The 18,439-nt window shown below is 45.3% G+C and carries 11 protein-coding genes; 1 reads left to right on the plus strand and 10 read right to left on the minus strand.

Going from position 1 to position 18,439, the window contains the following annotated elements:
- Positions 1-89: 89 nt before the first annotated feature.
- From IP485_RS12485 to pilM, 10 genes are all read right to left on the minus strand, one after another.
- Entirely contained in the window at positions 90-1,511 is a 1,422-nt protein-coding gene (locus IP485_RS12485) for a glutamate synthase subunit beta (protein WP_198327482.1), read from the minus strand.
- Positions 1,512-1,756: 245 nt separating this feature from the next.
- Positions 1,757-6,220 carry a glutamate synthase large subunit gene (gene gltB, locus IP485_RS12490; RefSeq protein ID WP_198327483.1) on the minus strand — a complete coding sequence of 1,488 codons (4,464 nt, stop codon included), beginning with the start codon at positions 6,218-6,220 and terminating at the stop codon, positions 1,757-1,759.
- 929 nt (positions 6,221-7,149) lie between these two features.
- Positions 7,150-8,235, minus strand: coding sequence for a hypothetical protein (locus IP485_RS12495; RefSeq protein ID WP_198327484.1), 1,086 nt, complete (start codon positions 8,233-8,235; stop codon positions 7,150-7,152).
- A gap of 100 nt (positions 8,236-8,335) precedes the next feature.
- Entirely contained in the window at positions 8,336-9,445 is a 1,110-nt protein-coding gene (gene aroB, locus IP485_RS12500) for a 3-dehydroquinate synthase (RefSeq protein WP_198327485.1), read from the minus strand.
- A 69-nt stretch (positions 9,446-9,514) separates the two neighbouring features.
- Positions 9,515-10,084 (minus strand): shikimate kinase AroK, encoded by a 570-nt coding sequence (gene aroK, locus IP485_RS12505; RefSeq protein ID WP_198327486.1) that lies wholly within the window; start codon positions 10,082-10,084, stop codon positions 9,515-9,517.
- Positions 10,085-10,225: 141 nt separating this feature from the next.
- The gene (gene pilQ / locus IP485_RS12510) at positions 10,226-12,574 is read right to left on the minus strand and encodes a type IV pilus secretin PilQ (RefSeq protein ID WP_198327487.1); all 2,349 of its coding nucleotides are present in this window, start codon (positions 12,572-12,574) and stop codon (positions 10,226-10,228) included.
- 27 nt (positions 12,575-12,601) lie between these two features.
- The gene (locus IP485_RS12515) at positions 12,602-13,135 is read right to left on the minus strand and encodes a pilus assembly protein PilP (protein ID WP_198327488.1); all 534 of its coding nucleotides are present in this window, start codon (positions 13,133-13,135) and stop codon (positions 12,602-12,604) included.
- A complete protein-coding gene (locus IP485_RS12520; protein ID WP_194364548.1) occupies positions 13,135-13,863 on the minus strand; it encodes a type 4a pilus biogenesis protein PilO in 729 nt (242 codons plus the stop codon). The genes IP485_RS12515 and IP485_RS12520 overlap by 1 nt, the downstream gene beginning before the upstream one ends.
- Positions 13,860-14,507 carry a PilN domain-containing protein gene (locus IP485_RS12525; protein WP_197176571.1) on the minus strand — a complete coding sequence of 216 codons (648 nt, stop codon included), beginning with the start codon at positions 14,505-14,507 and terminating at the stop codon, positions 13,860-13,862. Before IP485_RS12525 ends, IP485_RS12520 begins: the two co-directional genes overlap by 4 nt.
- Complete coding sequence (gene pilM, locus IP485_RS12530; RefSeq protein WP_198327489.1) at positions 14,507-15,562, minus strand: type IV pilus assembly protein PilM; 1,056 nt, start codon at positions 15,560-15,562, stop codon at positions 14,507-14,509. Before pilM ends, IP485_RS12525 begins: the two co-directional genes overlap by 1 nt.
- A gap of 192 nt (positions 15,563-15,754) precedes the next feature.
- Between pilM and IP485_RS12535 the strand changes: the two genes are divergently transcribed.
- Entirely contained in the window at positions 15,755-18,409 is a 2,655-nt protein-coding gene (locus tag IP485_RS12535; protein ID WP_198327490.1) for a penicillin-binding protein 1A, read from the plus strand.
- Positions 18,410-18,439 lie beyond the last annotated feature (30 nt).

Consider the following 18,439-nt stretch of genomic DNA (forward strand, 5'->3'; position numbering starts at 1 on the left):
CTATCAAAAAAACGCCTTTTGGCCATAAAAGGACAAAAGACGTTTAAGGTAAAACCTGCTTATCAATCGCTGGGTTTAGACGAATCTCATTATACTTCCAAGAAATCCAATATACCTTCAGCGGCTTCACGACCTTCCCAAATAGCAGTTACGACCAAATCAGAGCCGCGAACCATATCACCACCGGCGAATATCTTAGGGTTTTTGGTCTGGAATTTAAAGGTTTGCTTCTCTGCTGCCAACACGCGACCAGAGCTGTCCATCGCCACTTGCTGAGACTCAAACCAGTCAGCAGGACTCGGTCTAAAACCAAAGGCCATAATCACTGCATCACAAGCGATGATCTCTTCTGAATTAGGAATCGGCTCAGGACGCTGACGACCACGGTTGTCCGGTGCACCTAAGTGAGTGGTGACGACTTTTACCCCATTGACCTTACCGTTCAGACCAATGATCTCAGTAGGCTGGCGATTGAATAAAAACTCAACGCCTTCCTCACGAGCATTGACCACTTCGCGGCGTGAGCCTGGCATATTTTCTTCATCACGGCGATAGGCACAGACCACTTGCTCAGCACCTTGACGAATACTAGTACGGTTACAGTCCATTGCTGTATCGCCGCCACCTAGTACGACCACTCTTTTGCCTTTAAAGTCGATATATTCTTCGGGATTCTTTTCCCAATCATTACAACGGTTCACGTTGGCAATCAGGTAATCTAGTGCATCATAGACGCCTGTCAGCTCTTCACCAGCAAACCCACCGCGCATATAGGTGTATGTACCCATACCCATGAACACGGCATCGTATTCAGCCAATAGCTCATCAATAGTGACGTCTGTACCAATCTCTGTTTCTAGACGGAACTCCATACCCATGTCTTCAAAAATCACACGGCGATTGCGCATGACGTCTTTTTCCATTTTGAACTCAGGGATACCGAAAGTCAGTAAGCCGCCAATCTCAGGGCGTTTGTCAAAGACAACCGGTTTGACGCCGTTTCTAACCAAAATATCTGCACAGCCAAGACCTGCTGGTCCTGCACCAATAATCGCGACTTTTTTGTCTGTCCAAACAACTTCAGACATGTCTGGACGCCAGCCTAGGGCAAAAGCGGTATCGTTGATGTATTTTTCGACATTACCAATCGTCACTGCGCCAAAGCCATCATTCAACGTACAAGCGCCTTCACACAGACGATCTTGTGGGCACACTCGCCCGCAGACCTCAGGCAAGGTATTGGTACGATGACACAATTCAGCCGCTTGAAATATTTGTCCTTCGGTGGCCATTTTTAGCCAGTTAGGAATATAGTTATGTACGGGGCATTTCCACTCGCAGTAAGGATTACCGCACTCAAGACAGCGATGCGCTTGTTGTGCGACGGCTTCGTTTTCAAATGGCTTATAAATTTCAACAAACTCAGTTGAGCGTGTGGCAATGTCTTTTTTGCTTGGGTCAAAACGAGGTACATCTAAAAACTGAAAATTATTTTCTAAGCGTTTTGCCATGGTGCTATCTCTTTTATCTAAGGTTTTTTTGTAGTGGGTTGTGACAGTCAGCGATGCCTCACTTATTTGATACCCAATTTGGGTCAATGCTGAGCGCTATAACGTGCTGCTGTCACTTACCTGCTAAAAACCTGTGAGTTAAAACGTCTCTAAAAACGGAACGCTGGCTACTCTAATTCAATGGTCATCAATCAACACCGACTCAATCGCTCGCTATAAAGCGATGAGTCAGCGTTGTGGATCGTCTATTGTGGATCGGCCATGGTTGTTTTAAGAAGGCTTGCAATGTTTGCCGCTTTTGGCTTCACCAAATAGAACTTACGAACATAGTGCTCAAAGTCATCCAATATCGTCTGGCCCCATGCGCTGCCTGTTTTCTCTACATGAGTCTCAATCACTTGTTGCAAATGAATACGGTGCTCTTCTGTTTGCTCGCTTGAGATGCGGTTAAGGTCAATCAGCTCATGGTTGCAACGATCAAAGAAGTCACCTTCCATATCGAGTACATAAGCGAAGCCGCCCGTCATACCCGCGCCAAAGTTGAGACCCGTACGTCCAAGAATCGTGACGATACCACCTGTCATATACTCACAGCAATGATCGCCTGTGCCTTCGATGACGGCATGTGTACCGGAGTTACGCACCCCAAAACGCTCACCTGCTGTACCAGCAGCATATAACTTGCCACCCGTTGCGCCATATAGGCAAGTGTTACCGATAATGGCGGTCTCTTGTGCTATAAAGTTTGAGCCTTTTGGCGGATAAATCACAATCTCACCGCCTGCCATGCCTTTGCCTACATAGTCATTGGCATCGCCTTCAAGCTCAATATTTAAGCCGCCAGCATTCCAAACACCCAAGCTCTGCCCTGCCGTACCTGTTAGACGCAGTTTAATTGGCATGTCACTCATACCAAGGTTGCCCCATACTTGCGCGATCTCACCTGAGATACGAGCACCGATAGACCGGTCACAGTTACCAACGAAATAGCTATAATCACCGCCTGAGCCTTGACGAATATTCACCAGCATATCACTAATCATTTGCTCAGCAAGCAAGCCTTTATCAAACGGCTCATTGCGCTCTACCTGACAGGTCTGTGCTTTGCCAACGCTGGCTGGATGACTAAATAGTAGTGGCGTTAAATCAAGATGACGCTGCTTATCAGTATTACCTTCTAAAATATTAAGCAAGTCAGTACGACCGACCAGCTCTTCCATACTACGAACGCCAAGTGCCGCTAACCATTCGCGCGTTTCGGTCGCCACAAACTTAAAGAAGTTAATCAACATCTCTGCTTCGCCAATGAAATGCTCATCACGTAGCTTGGCTTTTTGAGTCGCAACGCCTGTTGGACAGTTGTTTAAATGGCATATACGTAGGTATTTACACCCAACCGCAATCATCGGCGTGGTACCAAAGCCAAAGCTTTCTGCACCAAGAATGGCTGCCTTGACTACATCTAGCCCTGTCTTCAAACCACCATCGGTCTGAACACGTACCTTATCACGTAATCCATTCACTCGTAGAGACTGATGGGTCTCAGCCAGACCTAGCTCCCATGGCGAGCCTGCATGATGGATAGACGATAGCGGAGACGCTGCTGTACCACCATCATAACCTGAAATAGTAATCAAATCGGCATAGGCTTTTGCGACGCCTGTTGCGATCGTTCCAACACCTGGACGCGAGACCAATTTAACGGATACCAGTGCGTCTGGATTGACTTGTTTCAAATCAAAAATCAGCTGCGCCAAATCTTCGATAGAATAAATATCATGATGCGGCGGCGGTGAAATCAAAGTCACACCCGGTACTGAATAACGCAAGCGTGCAATCAGTGCATTGACCTTACCACCAGGTAGCTGTCCACCTTCACCAGGCTTAGCGCCTTGAGCCACTTTAATCTGCATGACTTCCGCTGAGCGCAGATAGGCAGGCGTGACCCCAAAACGACCAGAAGCGACTTGTTTGATCTTTGAGTTACGTAGTGTACCGTAGCGCGCAGGATCTTCACCGCCCTCACCAGAGTTTGAGCGACCACCGATGGTATTCATCGCCATGGCGATTGATTCGTGTGCTTCAGGAGACAGCGCACCTAGGGACATACCAGCTGAGTCAAAACGCGTTAAGATCTCAGAGATATCTTCCACTTCATTGACGTCGATGCTGTTGTCTGTTTTTAGCTGTAACAAGTCGCGTAAAGTCGCGACCGGGCGGCTATTTACTAGGTTGGCATAATTAAGATAGTTATCATAATCGCCTGTGCGTACAGCTTTATGGAGGCTATTGATCACGTCAGGGTTAAAGGCATGATACTCTTTATTGAAGACGAACTTCAGCAGACCACCTTGATCTAGAGGTGCACGACGCTTAAAGGCATTGGCAGCCAACTGCGCTTGATCAGCGGCAAGATCGGCAAAGGTAGCGCCCTTAATACGGCTTTGTACGCCTTTGAAACACAGGCTCACGACTTCTTCTGAGAGGCCAACTGCTTCAAACAACTGCGCGCCGCGATACGACACAATGGTAGAGATACCCATCTTCGATAGGATCTTTAGCAACCCTTTATCTAAGCCTTTGCGGAAATTGACGCGGGCTTGAATCGGATCACCCAGCAGTTCACCAGTCGCCACCAAATCATCGATGACATCATATGCCAAATATGGATAGACGCAGGTCGCACCAAAGCCAATCAATACTGCTATTTGATGTGAGTCACGAGCCAGACCCGTTTCAACCACTAGATTGGCATCGGTACGAATGCCTTGCTCGATAAGATAATGATGCACAGCACCCGTCACCATGATGGCATTGGCTGGTACTTTGTCTGCATCGATATCTTTATCAGACAAGACAATCAGTGTATTACCCGAGCGGATGTTATCTGCCACTTGCTCACAGATAGCGACGATAGCATCAGATAACTCTAAAGTACGGTCATAGTTTAAATCAATGCGAGCCATCTTGAATGCAGGATCATCTAAAGTTTCAAGCTGCTGCATTTTGCTGGCTGACAACACAGGCGATGATAAGATAATGCGATGAGCATCTCGCGCTGACGGCGCAAATACGTTCGTTTCAGCACCTAGGCAGGTCTGTAATGACATCACAATAGATTCACGTAGTGGATCGATTGGCGGATTGGTTACCTGTGCGAACTGCTGACGGAAAAAGTCACCCACATGGCGAATTTGCTGCGACAGCACTGCCATTGGCGTATCATCACCCATCGAGCCGACCGGCTCTTGACCATTCTCCGCATTGGGACGAATGATTTCTGTACGTTCTTCATTGGTGATGTGATACATCTTTTGTAGAGTTTTTAGCTTATCACCCCGGCAAGCTTGCGTTGCTAAGGTTTCTTCTAAACGCTCATCATCACGTATGCGTGTCGCTTCTTCACGCAGCCATTTACGGTATGGATGCGCCGTTTTAAGTAATGTTGCGATAGCAGTGGTATCTAAAACTTTACCTGTCAACGTATCAATGACCAGCATTTGACCTGGGCCAACGCGGCCTTTTGCCAATACGTCGGTTGGTTCATAATCCCAAACACCAACTTCTGAGGCAACGGTGATATAACCGTTCTTAGTCGTCACCCAACGCGACGGGCGCAGACCGTTTCTATCGAGCATACATACCGCGTAGCGTCCATCTTGAATGACCAGACCAGCAGGGCCATCCCACGCTTCCATATGCTGCGAGTAAAACTCATAGAACGCACGCAGATCCATGTCCATGCTATCGACATTCTGCCATGCAGGTGGTACCAAAATCGACATCGCATGGAATAGGTTCATGCCGCCCGACATAAGTACTTCAAGCATATTATCCAAGCTTGATGAGTCAGAGCCGGTACTGTTTACTAATGGCGTCAATTCATTTAAGTTTGGCAACTTGTCTGACTTGAGTTTCGGCGTACGCGCCTTAGACCAGTTACGGTTACCTGTGATGGTATTCAGCTCGCCATTGTGGGCAAGATAACGAAACGGCTGTGCCAATGGCCAACGTGGTAACGTGTTGGTAGAAAAACGCTGATGGAACACCACAATGTGAGATGCCAAGCGCTCATCTTGTAAATCCAAAAAGAATGCTGGCAAGTCTGATGGCATGACCAGACCTTTATAAATAATGGTCTGACAGCTGAGTGAGCACACATAAAACAGCTCATCATCTGTCAGGCGCTGCTCTGCTTTTTTGCGTGCGACAAACAGTTTACGATTAAAGTCATCTGCAGCCAAGTCATCTGGTGCATTAACGAATATTTGCTTAAAATCTGGTAATGTTTCACGGCCAATCTCACCGACGATACTCAAGTCAAGCGGCACATCACGCCAGCCTGCGACTTCTAACCCTTGCGCTTTAATCTCATCACTGAGCACTTGCTGACTATGCTTAGACTTGTCATTATCCAAATTGACAAACACCATACCGACCGCAAAGTTGTCGGTCAGTACCAATTGTTGCTCAGTGGCAATCTGTTTAAAAAACTCAGTAGGCGTCGCTAATAATAAACCACACCCGTCACCAGTTCTACCATCAGCAGCAACGCCGCCGCGGTGAGTCATACAACTCAAACTATGAATGGCAGTTCTTACCAAGTCATGGCTGGCTTGGCCCTCAATGTGAGCAATCAGACCAAAACCGCAATTATCAGAAAAATCATCTGGCGTGGCCAGGTTTGTTTGCGAGGAAATCATCGACATAGCTTGTCCTTTTAAGTAGACGGGCAGCTTATATCTCCAATGCGGAGTGTAAGCTGGTACCCGTAGGCAGAACGGGCTGATAAAGGATATTCGGGTCTTAGAATTAGTAAATGGTGCAAGGCTTGGACGTCATACCCTAAAACACAGAAAAACCGTGGTTTTCTTAATCGTTAGGTGAAGTCTCGACATGTGGTTCGTGTATCAATAGCTTGTGAGTATCGGCCCTTGGTAATGGGTTAAAACCTCTCCCAAAATACCAGTCACGCGCTTATTGATATCTTATGTCTTTTGCTTAAGCATCAATTGTTATGTTGGTTGTCATATTTCAGTTGTAAACGTTTATCTATGACAGATTAATAACAATGCATTTGATTCATCTTGAATATCTGACGCTCTGTATTCAAGTGCTGTACTCACTCTAAAAAAGTGACAATGAGAGAAATTGTGGCACTTACCATCACTTCCTAGCAAACAATTAGTGCCACGCTTGAGACAACAATGTCTGGCAAAGCGCCAAAAAAACAGTATATATACTATTAAGTCATTGTTAAATAAACATTTTTACGATAACTATACAGAACGTCGCCCACAGTTATATTAGTTAATCATTGACAAAAAATCTAGTCTTTTCTATCGATTCATCAGCCATAATTTGTAATAGTATTTATTACTATTGGTTATAGGACAATCAATAATCATATTAAAATTCGAATATGAGTGACTCATCTGTGACATGGTTAGGTAGGCTTATGATAATCGACTGTTTTTGACCGCTATCTTCTCCTTATCTTTTTAACCAAAAAATACTTGAGCCATAAAAAACCCACTAATGTGTTCATTAGTGGGTTTGATTAAGTCGTATTAAGTATTTATAAAGCGGTCGTTAGTGCCACCATAAACTTCAGGCAAGCGAGGCTATCTGCAAAAAACTAATTACTCTTATCTTCTATCAGCGTTTTTATGCTATCACTATTTTCTTTTGGCGCACTGGTGTTAGCACTCTTAGCATTGGCACTCTTGTTATTGGTGTTCGAAGTAGTGCTCGGCGGTTTAGGCGCTGGCACCACTGGTGGCTTTTTGGTGGTTTTATCCGCTTCTGATGATGCAGGCTTTTTAGTTTCAGACGCCGGTTTACTCACATTTTCTTCATTTTTAGGTGAAGTTTCAGATGAAGGTACGTCATTACCAATCGTGCGTTCTTCACTCACAGAGAGGGTTTCAGACGTATCAGCTGATTGGCGAATACTTGGCTCAGACTTACTACTAGCAGTATCTTGAGCATTACGATTACTGTTGTCCGTAGCTGCTTGATCGCTCGCCGCCGCCTCCGCTTTTTGGCGAACAGGTATTTCACGTTTGGTTGGTTTCAAGCTAACCGCACGGGTACGCTTTGTACTCAAGTCTTTTACTGGGTCAGGGCGCTCGTAATTGTCAATAATACCAACGTATCGATTGATCTCTTCTGGCAATACACGAACATCCGTAGGCAATTTAAAATCGATCAGTTTGGCAGCCCCTACCGCTTCTTGTGGACTACTCATCAGCCCATAGGTCAACATATAACGAACCTGATTTTCGTCGTCAAGATATCGAAAATAAGCAAATTTCTCGCGATCTTTGCGGCTTTCTAAGTAGCTAACGATCACATCGTTTTCGGCCACATTCATCACTTGCACAGTCCACTTGCCTTTATTGGCCAGTAGATAACGCTTGTCTTTGAATTCATCAGGATAATCACGCAAATCACGAACCGTGGCATCAAAGTTAATGGGTTGCACATCCGTATCAAGCTCATGCAACGACTCTATCTTTAATGGCTGTTCAAACTCATCAGCCAGCATTTGCGGTGCGGATACTGGTGCGTTTTCGATCTTGGCACCCATTGCTGGTGTTTGACTCAGCATCCATACCAATGCGGTGACAATGCCCAACAGCAATGTCACTACTAGCCAAATCAAGGCCTGACGACTGTATGATTGGCTAGCCGTACGTGTCGTCGGTTTTGATGCTGCCATGAGAGTGTCCTTGGTAAAAACATATTTGAGTGCACTAAAGCGTATAGGTATCCCTATACATTTACTAAAACTTTGATAAGTTGCACACGATCTTAATGAGCTACGCGCTGTATTGTGACAATACTTCAGACAACAACTCGTGATCAAAGTCATTGGTCAACACAGCATCGCCTATTGATTTTAACAAAATCAGGCGGATTTGTCCGTGTTTCACTTTTTTATCATGCCCCATCAGGTTCAAAGCAGTCTCTACCTCGATAACCGGCGGTGTGATAGGTAGATTACCTAGAATTAAGACACGCTTGATACGCGCAACCTCATCATGGGTTAGCCAGCCAATCTTTTGGGACAGCTCAGCTGCTTGTACCATGCCAGCTGCCACTGCCTCACCATGCAACCAATTGCCATAGCCTTCATTTGTCTCAATCACATGACCAAAGGTATGACCGAAGTTGAGTAGTGCTCGCACACCTGACTCTCTTTCGTCTTGTGCCACGACATCAGCCTTGTACTGACAGCAGCGCTTCACCGCTTCCCCAAGTACTGCCAAATCCAATGCCATCATCGCAGGCAGATTGGCCTCAAGCCATGTCAAAAATGATTCGTCCATGATGAGGGCATATTTAATAATTTCAGCGATGCCAGCTGATAGCTCGCGTGTCGGTAATGTTTTGAGAGTGCTCATATCAGCAAGAACCATTTGCGGTTGCCAAAACGCCCCAATCATATTTTTGCCTTGTGCATGATTGATGCCTGTTTTGCCACCCACGCTTGAATCTACTTGCGATAACAGCGTCGTTGGAATTTGGATAAAATTCACCCCACGCATAAAGCTCGCGGCGGCAAACCCTGTCATATCACCGACCACACCGCCGCCGAGCGCGATAAGCGTGACATCACGATTAAAGTGCTCCGCCATTAGGGCGTCATAGATTTGATCGATACTGGTTTGGTTTTTGTATTGCTCACCATCTGGCAACACACAGACTCTTACCGTAAATTGTACCCATAGCTCATCTTCCAAGGCTTTCAAGTACAAAGGCGCGACCGTCTCATTGGTGACAATCAATACCTGCTGACCACCAATATAAGGCGCTACTTGCTGTGCCATACTGCTCTTTTCTATCGCAGCGTTTTCAGTAATGACGATTGGATAATCATGACTTTGCGTGTGAACCGTTAGAGCATCATAAAACACTGCCATTGTCATGAAAGAGTCCTTAAAGATTGATAATAAGATAAAAAACAGATCTGAACAGCAACTGTGCTGCTCGATCTGCTATTGGTTGTTTTTAGGAGCTGAGTCTGGTGTCACCGTGGTAGCGTCAGAAAAGGTTTCTAATTGCTGTAACAGTTGGTTGACCATATGCCGTGGATACGTATGGCCCGTCGGCATGATGATATGTGCCACCTGCCGATACAAAGGGTCTCGAGCACTGTACAAATCCTGCAGTATTTTTCTAGGATTTGGCTGCTGCAATAATGGTCGAGATTTATCCTTTGCAGTACGAGCCATTTGCACATCTACGGGAGCATTGAGGTAAACGACGATACCACGCTGATGTAAAAACTCGCGGTTTTCAGCACACATCACTGCACCGCCACCCGTTGCCAGTACGATTTGAGGGTTTTGGGTCAACTCGTCGATAGCACGCGTTTCACGCTCACGAAAGCCCGCTTCGCCTTCTTTTGCGAAGATCCAAGCAATATCGGCACCGGTTTGCGATTCGACATACCAATCACTGTCTACAAAAGTTCGGCCTAATTGTTTGGCCAGTAGTTTACCGATTGTCGTCTTCCCTGCTCCCATCGGTCCCACTAAAAACACCGACGGCAATTCCTGCACCATAGTACTTACTCAGCTAAATTAGGTATGATACAACGTCATTGATATTCTGGCTAGTAATGAGCCATGATTATTGTGAGTAAAATTCAGCACATAAAAAAGCAAGCACGGTGGCTTGCTTTTTTTAATAAAAACCAACTGCCATTAATTCAAACGGCTTGTACCATCATTGATCAGTTTTGGCGTGACAAAAATAAGTAACTCTTCCTTAGTATTGCTACGTACATCTCGGCGGAATGCACGGCCAATATAAGGCAGGTCTCCTAAGAAAGGTACTTTATCTACGCCGTTACTGGTACGGTTTTTAAACACACCGCCTAGTACAACTGTCTGCCCATCTTCGATAATAACATTGGTCGAGATAGAGTCCTCAGAAATAGCCACCTGATTGTTGATGATAGTCGGTGTACCATTGGTAATGACCAATTTTAGACCGATTTTGCCATCAGGTGTGATATTCGGTGTGGCTTCTAAGCTCAGTGCTGCTTCTCTAAAGCTGGTCGTTGTAGCACCACTGGCTGATGCTTCTTGATAAGGAATCTGCGTACCAGAAGAGACTTTTGCCGTTTGCTTGTCTGCTGTCAAAATCTTTGGTGTTGAGATAACTTCACCGCGATTGTCGGCTTGTAATGCTGACAGCTCAAGATCAAGCATCACATCAGACATACTGAGCAAACCAAAGGCAATACTGCCCGCTGGGTTAGAAACGCCTAAATCAACGTTTAAATTATCAGGACTGGTAATGTCATACGACGGATACGAGACCGTTTGACCATTGACTGTGGTGGTCTCTATGTCAAAGTCTTTGAGATCTGCCAATGTCTGATTACTACCACCAACCAACAAGCTACGGTTGTTTGCCGCGCCATTTGATAGGATGCCCCAGCGAACGCCAATTTCTTTACTAAAGCTATCCGTGGCACTAACGATACGCGCTTCAATCATGACCTGACGAACGGGGATATCAATTTTGCTGATTAATTTGTGAATATTTTCGATACTCTCAGCCACGTCTTTGATGATCAAAGTATTGGTACGATCATCAACGGTCACTGTGCCACGATTAGACAACAACGTATTGTTTTCATCGGCTCGGCTTGAGGTGCCACCACCAGATGAACCGCTACCTTGAGAGATAAGCGTCAATACATCTTGCGCTATAGCATAGCTCAAACGGATATACTCAGTCCGTAATGGTGCATAAGACTTCACCGCTTGCTGTGCTTCAAGCTCCTTTGCTTCTTGCTCAGCAAGCTCTGTAGCAGGCGCGACCAAAATAATATTGCCGTTTTCACGCTTGTCTAGATTTTTGCTCTTTAAGATAATATCGAGTGCCTGATCCCAAGGCACATTGATCAGACGCAGAGTGATGTTACCAGCGACTGAATCGTTAGCAACGATGTTCATCTCGGTAAACTGTGCCAAAATGTCTAATACACTACGAATCTCGACGTCTTGAAACTCCATAGACAGTGGTTCGCCGCTATAGACTCTTTCTTCAAGCGTTGGCTCACGTAGTAGTTCAGGTTTTTTGATACCGATATTCAACTGGTTGCCAGACTGATACGCTTGATACTCATAATCATCTGTCAAGTTGATGGTGATAACACCATTTTGACCTTGGTTTTTGGTATCGATACTGCTGACAAGACCGCTATTAATATTCAATCGACGTAGCAAGTTTCTTGGCACTGTACTACCAGTCAAACGAACCACCAACTGATTGCCTTGACGCTGTACATCTACTGGAATGGCTTCATTAGCCAGTACAACGCTGATATTACCACCACCATCATTGCCTGCCGAAAAATTCACTGCACTGAGACCGTCGTAACTATACTGTTTACTCACTTGTGAGGCAGCCAGTTGTGGGTTGAGCAGTGGATTGACTCTGACCACCATCGTATCTGCTGGTACTTCTTTTTTCAAAGAAGGCGTGTTCGTACGAACAGCAGCAACTGGAACACTACTGGTCTCAACAATTGGCGTAACAATTGCCGTTGTCGTGATGTTGTTATTATTGTTATTGAGTACATCCTGTACCGGATCACTGGTAATCACCGGACGACTCGGATCAGTGATGGTCAGCAATAACTCGTTGCCCTCAATCGCGGTCGTATAATTGCCCGACTCTTTTAGGCCAACAATAAGACGCGTGGTACTGTCGCTACTTAGTGTAGTGACATCATTGACGACACCAATATTATATTCATTGAAGCGACTGGCAAGCCCGTTTTGTACTTGCTCAAAATCTAACACCAAGCGACTAGGATCATCCAGTTGATATGCTGCTGGTAATACTGGCGTTCCTGTGAACCCCAAGCGCATTTGAGTCACGGCTGGTGCCGTTTGTACTACAGAGACATTGTTGATGCGCTGTGCAGCATATGCGCTATTGCTCACGGCTATCATGCTGACGGCCAATGCTGAAATGGCAAAAGCGGAAGACACACGACTGCTCATTATCATCACCTTGTTGTTGCGTACTGTCATTATTTATTCCTCAAAAAATCTGCCAACTTAGCTTATAGGGGATACCAGTGACTGGGGTTTTTCAACGAACCCGGCACGACTGTCTGGCACAATTTCAATCAAGTTAACCTGAGTCGGCGTGATTTCAACGATACGGCCGTCATTTAATCCAAGATAATTACCTACTTTCACACTAGCAACCGAGCCATCAGGACGTTGTATCAACGCATACTGCTGGCCTTCCGGAGCAACCACAACACCTCTGAAAATCAGCTGTGACAGCTCATACTGCTCAAGCGGTTCTTTCGTTCTCGTAATGTCAGGTCGCACACCATCGATTGAGGTTGTAGGGCCCTGTACATTGACCAAACTTGGCGGCAAAAACGGACTGCGCTGGGCACTGGCACTATAGACGAAGTCCTCTACCAGCTCAGCCTTAGGTGGCGGCTCAATAGGCTGAGCTGGTTGATTACGTATGTCAGCCATTGATTGCTCTGCCACACCAATACGATCTGTACAACCTGTCATCGATAACGTTGCCATGCTCAAAACAAGTAATATCGGCAGTCTTTGAATAGTCATTAGTTGCCTCCTGCTGTAGCTGCAGCGTCAGTTGATGCAACCGCTTCATCACCTTCAGGAGCCGCTTCTTTAGATCGATACGTTTTGGTCTGTAAAACCAAATTAAGCTCTGGTAACACATCCAAAGTAGGCTGTGGATTACTGACTTCAAAATCGTGCATCGTGATGATTCGAGGTAGTGCTGCCAGACCACTGATAAAGCTACCAAACTGATGGTAATCACCCAAAGCAGCAATACGGATAGGCTGCTCAATGAAGAATTCATTTTCGATTTCAGGTTCTACTGAGATATCTTGGAAACGTATGTTACTACCCACCCCTGTCATATTGATGCCTTCTACCAGCTCTGAGACACGCGTGTCTTTTGGCAATTGGTCTAGCAAAGTATTGAACTCCGTCTCCATTTGGACGACTTGTTCTTGATAGGCTTTTAGGTGACGCGCACGTGATTCTTTTTCACGGTAACTGTCCAGTAGTGTTTGTTGCTGACTTTCAGCTGCATTGATCTCATCGATTTTGCTACTGATTGGCAGTGCCCATGATAGCGCAGCGATAAAGGTAATAATAAGACCAATCACGGTTACCTTTACTGGCAATGGCCAGCTACCATAGTTATCAGAATCTAATGATTCAAAACTGCGGCGAAACTCGTTTAGATCAAACTGCTTTTTGGGTTTCAAGTTATTCTTTTTGGTCTTGATTAGGCTTTTTTTGCGGACAAGTTTCATAACTCACCTCCCAAAACAGCATCCGTAGCGGCAGGCGTCTCTGATTGCACTCTCGTCGTTACCACAAACTGTACATAACTGTCTTCTGGATAGACAGGACGAGGCTGCTCGCCCGTCGTAACCGTGTTGTTAAGAGCAGGTGCCGTTTCATAAGCGCTAATATTCTGTTGAATATTACTCACTGCTGAATTACCCATCCACTTACTACTGTCTAGGTTGCGAATCAAACTCGACACAATGTTTGGATTATCAGCCAGACCGGTTAAGGTTAAGACATCCCCTTCACGCTTAAGATTGTTTAAATAAAGCGCCGGCGGAATGGCTCTAGCCAAATCATCCCACAAACGTACAGGCACAGGACGGCGACCCTGCAAGTCTTGAATCACTTGCATGCGCGATATAATATCTTCACGGCGCTGCTCTAAACTATCGATTTCGGTCAATGCGGTATCTAAGCGTTTATTTTCTTGTTCGATCAACGAATTGGCATCGAGCTGGTCAGCAAGCTCATTATTGAAATAGCTCCATGAGGCAAATGCAGCCAGTAGCGTCAGCAAAGTGACAGCAACCACCAATGTTAAGAATTCTTTATTGCGACGTTCGCGCTCTTCTTGGCGCCAAGGTAAAAGGTTAATACGAGCCATCAGTCAAAGCTCCTTAACGCAAGACCGCATGCAGCCATTAAGCTTGGTGCATCAACAGCCAATTGCTCATTGTCAATATTTGGTGCGATAGTCATATTAGCAAACGGGTTGGCCACACTAACAGGGACACCCAGTTTTTGCTGTGCCATACCAGAGAGTCCCGCAATCGAGCTGCTACCACCTGCCAACACCACGTGGTCTATACTGCTATACTGGCTAGATGAGAAATAAAACTGTAGGGAGCGTGTGATTTGCTGAATGGTGTTTTCTATGAAGGGCGTCAATATTTCAGGATAATAGTCATCAGGTAAGGTACGCTCACGTTTGCTCAATGTAGCCTCTTCTGCTGATAGCCCGTAACGATTTTGTATCGCCTCGGTCAACTGCACACCGCCAAACAATTGCTCACGACTATAAATAAACTCACCATTTTTGGCGATATATAAAGTGGTTTGATTGTGACCAATATCCACTAAAGCGACCAATTCTGGCATATTTGGCAGATAATCAACCATCAGTTTAAAAGCACGCTCAATGGCATGTGATTCAATATCCATGACTTTGGTTTGCATGCCACCGAAAGCTAACGCATCGACGCGTTGGTCGACATTTTCCGAGCGAGAAGCCGCCAGCAATACCTGCACCATATTATCGCTCGCCAAAGAGGGACCCAAAACTTCAAAGTCTAAATTGACATCTTCTAACGGGTAAGGCACATACTGATCCGCATCTAAACGAATTTGGGCTTCACGCTCAACGTCATTTAACGCCATATCCATGTCAATAATTTTGGTTATAACAGCAGAGCCTGAAACTGCTGTGGCGACATTGCTGCCCGATACTTGGCAGCGTCTGGAGAGGCTAGTTATGATAGTACCTACTGTTTCTGTATCTACCAAGAGTTTGTCGACGACTACACCTTCCGGAAGTCTTTCGATACCATAAGATTTTAGGTGAAACATGCCATGTTGGCGCTGTATGTCAACCAACTTTACTGAGGTGGCACAAATATCCACACCAATCAAATGTCGACTTTTAGAAGTAAATAGCCTCACAAACTCTATACCTTATATTGAATGTACAATTTGATAGTTATTTGTAATAATTAGATACAATACTTTACTTAATTGATAGTTTCAAGCATTTAAAAATATATTAAAGCACACTTACACATTTATTATGACCTGCCGATTTTGTTCGAGGTATAATATATTGTTCGCTACAAATTCTAACTAATAAGTCTTCTTATGGCCAAAAAAAATGCTACTGCTCGCCTCATTCATTTTTTAGTGGGTGTTTTTATCGCATGCCTAGCATTGGCGGTTGTTTTAGCGCTTGCTGTACCGATTGGTTTTTATGGTATGGCAATGTATTTATCGCCGACCTTACCAAGCACTCAAGAAATTAAGACTGCCAGTTTAGAGATGCCATTACAGATTTATAGTAGCGATGACAAACTGATTGGCCAATATGGCAATCGTTTATCTTTACCAGTCAGTTTTGAAGACATCCCTGAAGATTTAACCCATGCTTTTTTAGCAGCAGAAGATGCCTCATTTTTTCAGCATAGTGGTATCAGTATTAAAGGACTTGGTCGAGCCGTTACTGAGGCTGTGACCGATGATGACGGTCAGACAGGTGGGTCGACCATCACTATGCAGGTTGCCAAAAACTATTTCTTGAGCTCAGAGAGAACATTAAACCGCAAACTGACAGAGTTATTTTTGGCGCGTAAAATCGAAGATGAACTCAGCAAAAACGATATTCTAACGCTTTATGTCAATAAGATTTATCTGGGTGAAGGCGCTTACGGTATCCGCGCTGCTGCCAAAAAATATTATAGTAAGTCACTAGACAGCTTAAGCATCGCTGAGATGGCAATGCTAGCAGGCTTACCAAAAGCCCCTTCTAAATATAATCCTGTCGCCAATCCTGAGCGTGCATTGACCCGTCGTAACTGGATTATTGGGCGTATGCATGAGCTTGGTTATATCACCAAAGCGCAAAAAGACGAAGCCATTGCCGCACCAGTAGGCATCAACCTTTATAAAGAAAAGCTTGATGTCAATATGCCTTATTTGGCAGAAATGACTCGTGCTACCTTAGTGGAACGCTACGGTGAGCAGGTCATGCATGGTGGTTGGCGCGTACGCCTGACAGTAGACAGTCAGGCACAGATAGATGCAGAAGCGGCCATACTGACGGGTTTGGTTGCCTATGAGCATCGTCACGGTTGGCGCGGTGCTGAAGCAAATGATGAACCACTAGAAAACTTTCAACGTTATAGCAGTATGTCTCCTGCCAAAATTACCAAGGTCAATTCGCGTAGTTTTGAGGCCACCCTACAGTCTGGTGAGAGCATTACCGTTAACTGGTCTGGCATGAGCTGGGCGCGTAAATACATTTCTGCCGATCGTATCGGTTACTATCCGAGTAATGCCAGCCAAATTGTCAAAAAGAATGACATTGTCCGTGTTATGCCAACGGCGAATGGCAATTGGCAATTGGGCCAAATACCCAAAGTACAAGGAAGCTTGGTTTCCTTAAATCCAGAAACTGGCGCAGTGAATGCCTTGGTTGGTGGGTTTGATTTTAACCATAGTAAATTCAACCGTGCATTACAAGGCTGGCGCCAACCAGGCTCAACGATTAAACCGCTTGTTTATACAGCAGCGCTAGAAAAAGGCTATCGTCCAGACACCATTGTCTCCGATAGACCAATTCAAGTAGGCGACTGGAAACCCAAAAACTCTGATGAGCGCTTCTTAGGTGATATCACCTTGCGCCGCGGGCTTTACTTGTCTCGAAATCTGGTTTCTATTCGTTTACTCCAAGCCATCGGAATCTCTAGTACACGCAATCTATTGGATGAGTTCGGTTTAGACAAAGAAAAGCTCCCCACCACGTTATCGTTAGCACTTGGCGCAGGACAAGCCACGCCACTACAAATGGCAACAGCATATTCAACCTTTGCCAATGGTGGTCATCGCGTACAACCTTACTTTATTGAACAAATATACAATTATAAAAACGATCTATTGTTCCAAGCAAATCCACGTCAAGCTTGTGCGCTATGCTTTAACAAACAACTTGAGCAACGTAATAAGCAATCAATCGAGACGTATAATAAATCCCTCGAAAACGATAGCAATAGTATTGATGAAACAGGTACTGATAAAATAGACGCTGATGCATCGACGTTAAAAGCTGAGGAAAACACCGAACAAAGCACTGATTTGACTGTCTATAATGCTGGCCCTCAGTCAGATCGCTTGAAAGCACCTGCTGTACAATACGCAGTGGCCAAACAGGCACCACGAATATTACAACCTAGAGTGGCATTTGAGATGGCAGATATTTTGCGTGATGTGGTACAGCATGGTACGGCTATACGAGCAAAAGCATTAGGTCGTAACGATATCGGTGGTAAAACAGGCACAACTAACCAGGCTAAAGATGCTTGGTTCGCAGGATTTCATCCTACCAATGCAACTGTCGTATGGATGGGATTTGATCAACCAGCCACCATGGGTCGCCGTGAGTACGGCGGTGTGGCTGCCCTACCCGTTTGGATGGACTTTATGAAAGCGCAGCTCAAAGATACGCCGAGTCAGTGGGTATCGATTAACAACCGCTCAAAGTCTAAGAAACAGCAGCAAGAAATAATCGAAATGACTGATGATGGACTTATCGCTAGTGATGACGATGTTGCTGACAATAACAAAGTGGCAAAGCCAGTCAAAACCCAAACTCAGCAGCGTCAGGCTCCCACTCCTAAGCCCCCTGAAAATGTGAAAAACTCAGAGCCTCAGACATCTAGCAATAAACGCAGTGATGATAGCGTACCGCAAAACCCACTATCCGTCACACCTGTTGAGCGTATGCCTCCGTTGCCAGAGTAATCTGCTTATCATGGCACATCTTATTCATCG

Origin of the sequence: Psychrobacter sp. NG27 (assembly GCF_016106655.1) — a bacterium.
Lineage (GTDB): Bacteria > Pseudomonadota > Gammaproteobacteria > Pseudomonadales > Moraxellaceae > Psychrobacter.

What these genes read in the sequence shown, in the direction of transcription:
- IP485_RS12485 (WP_198327482.1), bottom strand. Translation starts at nt 1,511, where the DNA reads ATGGCAAAACGCTTAGAAAATAATTTTCAGTTTTTAGATGTACCTCGT.
- gltB (WP_198327483.1), bottom strand. Translation starts at nt 6,220, where the DNA reads ATGTCGATGATTTCCTCGCAAACAAACCTGGCCACGCCAGATGATTTT.
- IP485_RS12495 (WP_198327484.1), bottom strand. Translation starts at nt 8,235, where the DNA reads ATGGCAGCATCAAAACCGACGACACGTACGGCTAGCCAATCATACAGT.
- aroB (WP_198327485.1), bottom strand. Translation starts at nt 9,445, where the DNA reads ATGACAATGGCAGTGTTTTATGATGCTCTAACGGTTCACACGCAAAGT.
- aroK (WP_198327486.1), bottom strand. Translation starts at nt 10,084, where the DNA reads ATGGTGCAGGAATTGCCGTCGGTGTTTTTAGTGGGACCGATGGGAGCA.
- pilQ (WP_198327487.1), bottom strand. Translation starts at nt 12,574, where the DNA reads ATGACAGTACGCAACAACAAGGTGATGATAATGAGCAGTCGTGTGTCT.
- IP485_RS12515 (WP_198327488.1), bottom strand. Translation starts at nt 13,135, where the DNA reads ATGACTATTCAAAGACTGCCGATATTACTTGTTTTGAGCATGGCAACG.
- IP485_RS12520 (WP_194364548.1), bottom strand. Translation starts at nt 13,863, where the DNA reads ATGAAACTTGTCCGCAAAAAAAGCCTAATCAAGACCAAAAAGAATAAC.
- IP485_RS12525 (WP_197176571.1), bottom strand. Translation starts at nt 14,507, where the DNA reads ATGGCTCGTATTAACCTTTTACCTTGGCGCCAAGAAGAGCGCGAACGT.
- IP485_RS12535 (WP_198327490.1), top strand. Translation starts at nt 15,755, where the DNA reads ATGGCCAAAAAAAATGCTACTGCTCGCCTCATTCATTTTTTAGTGGGT.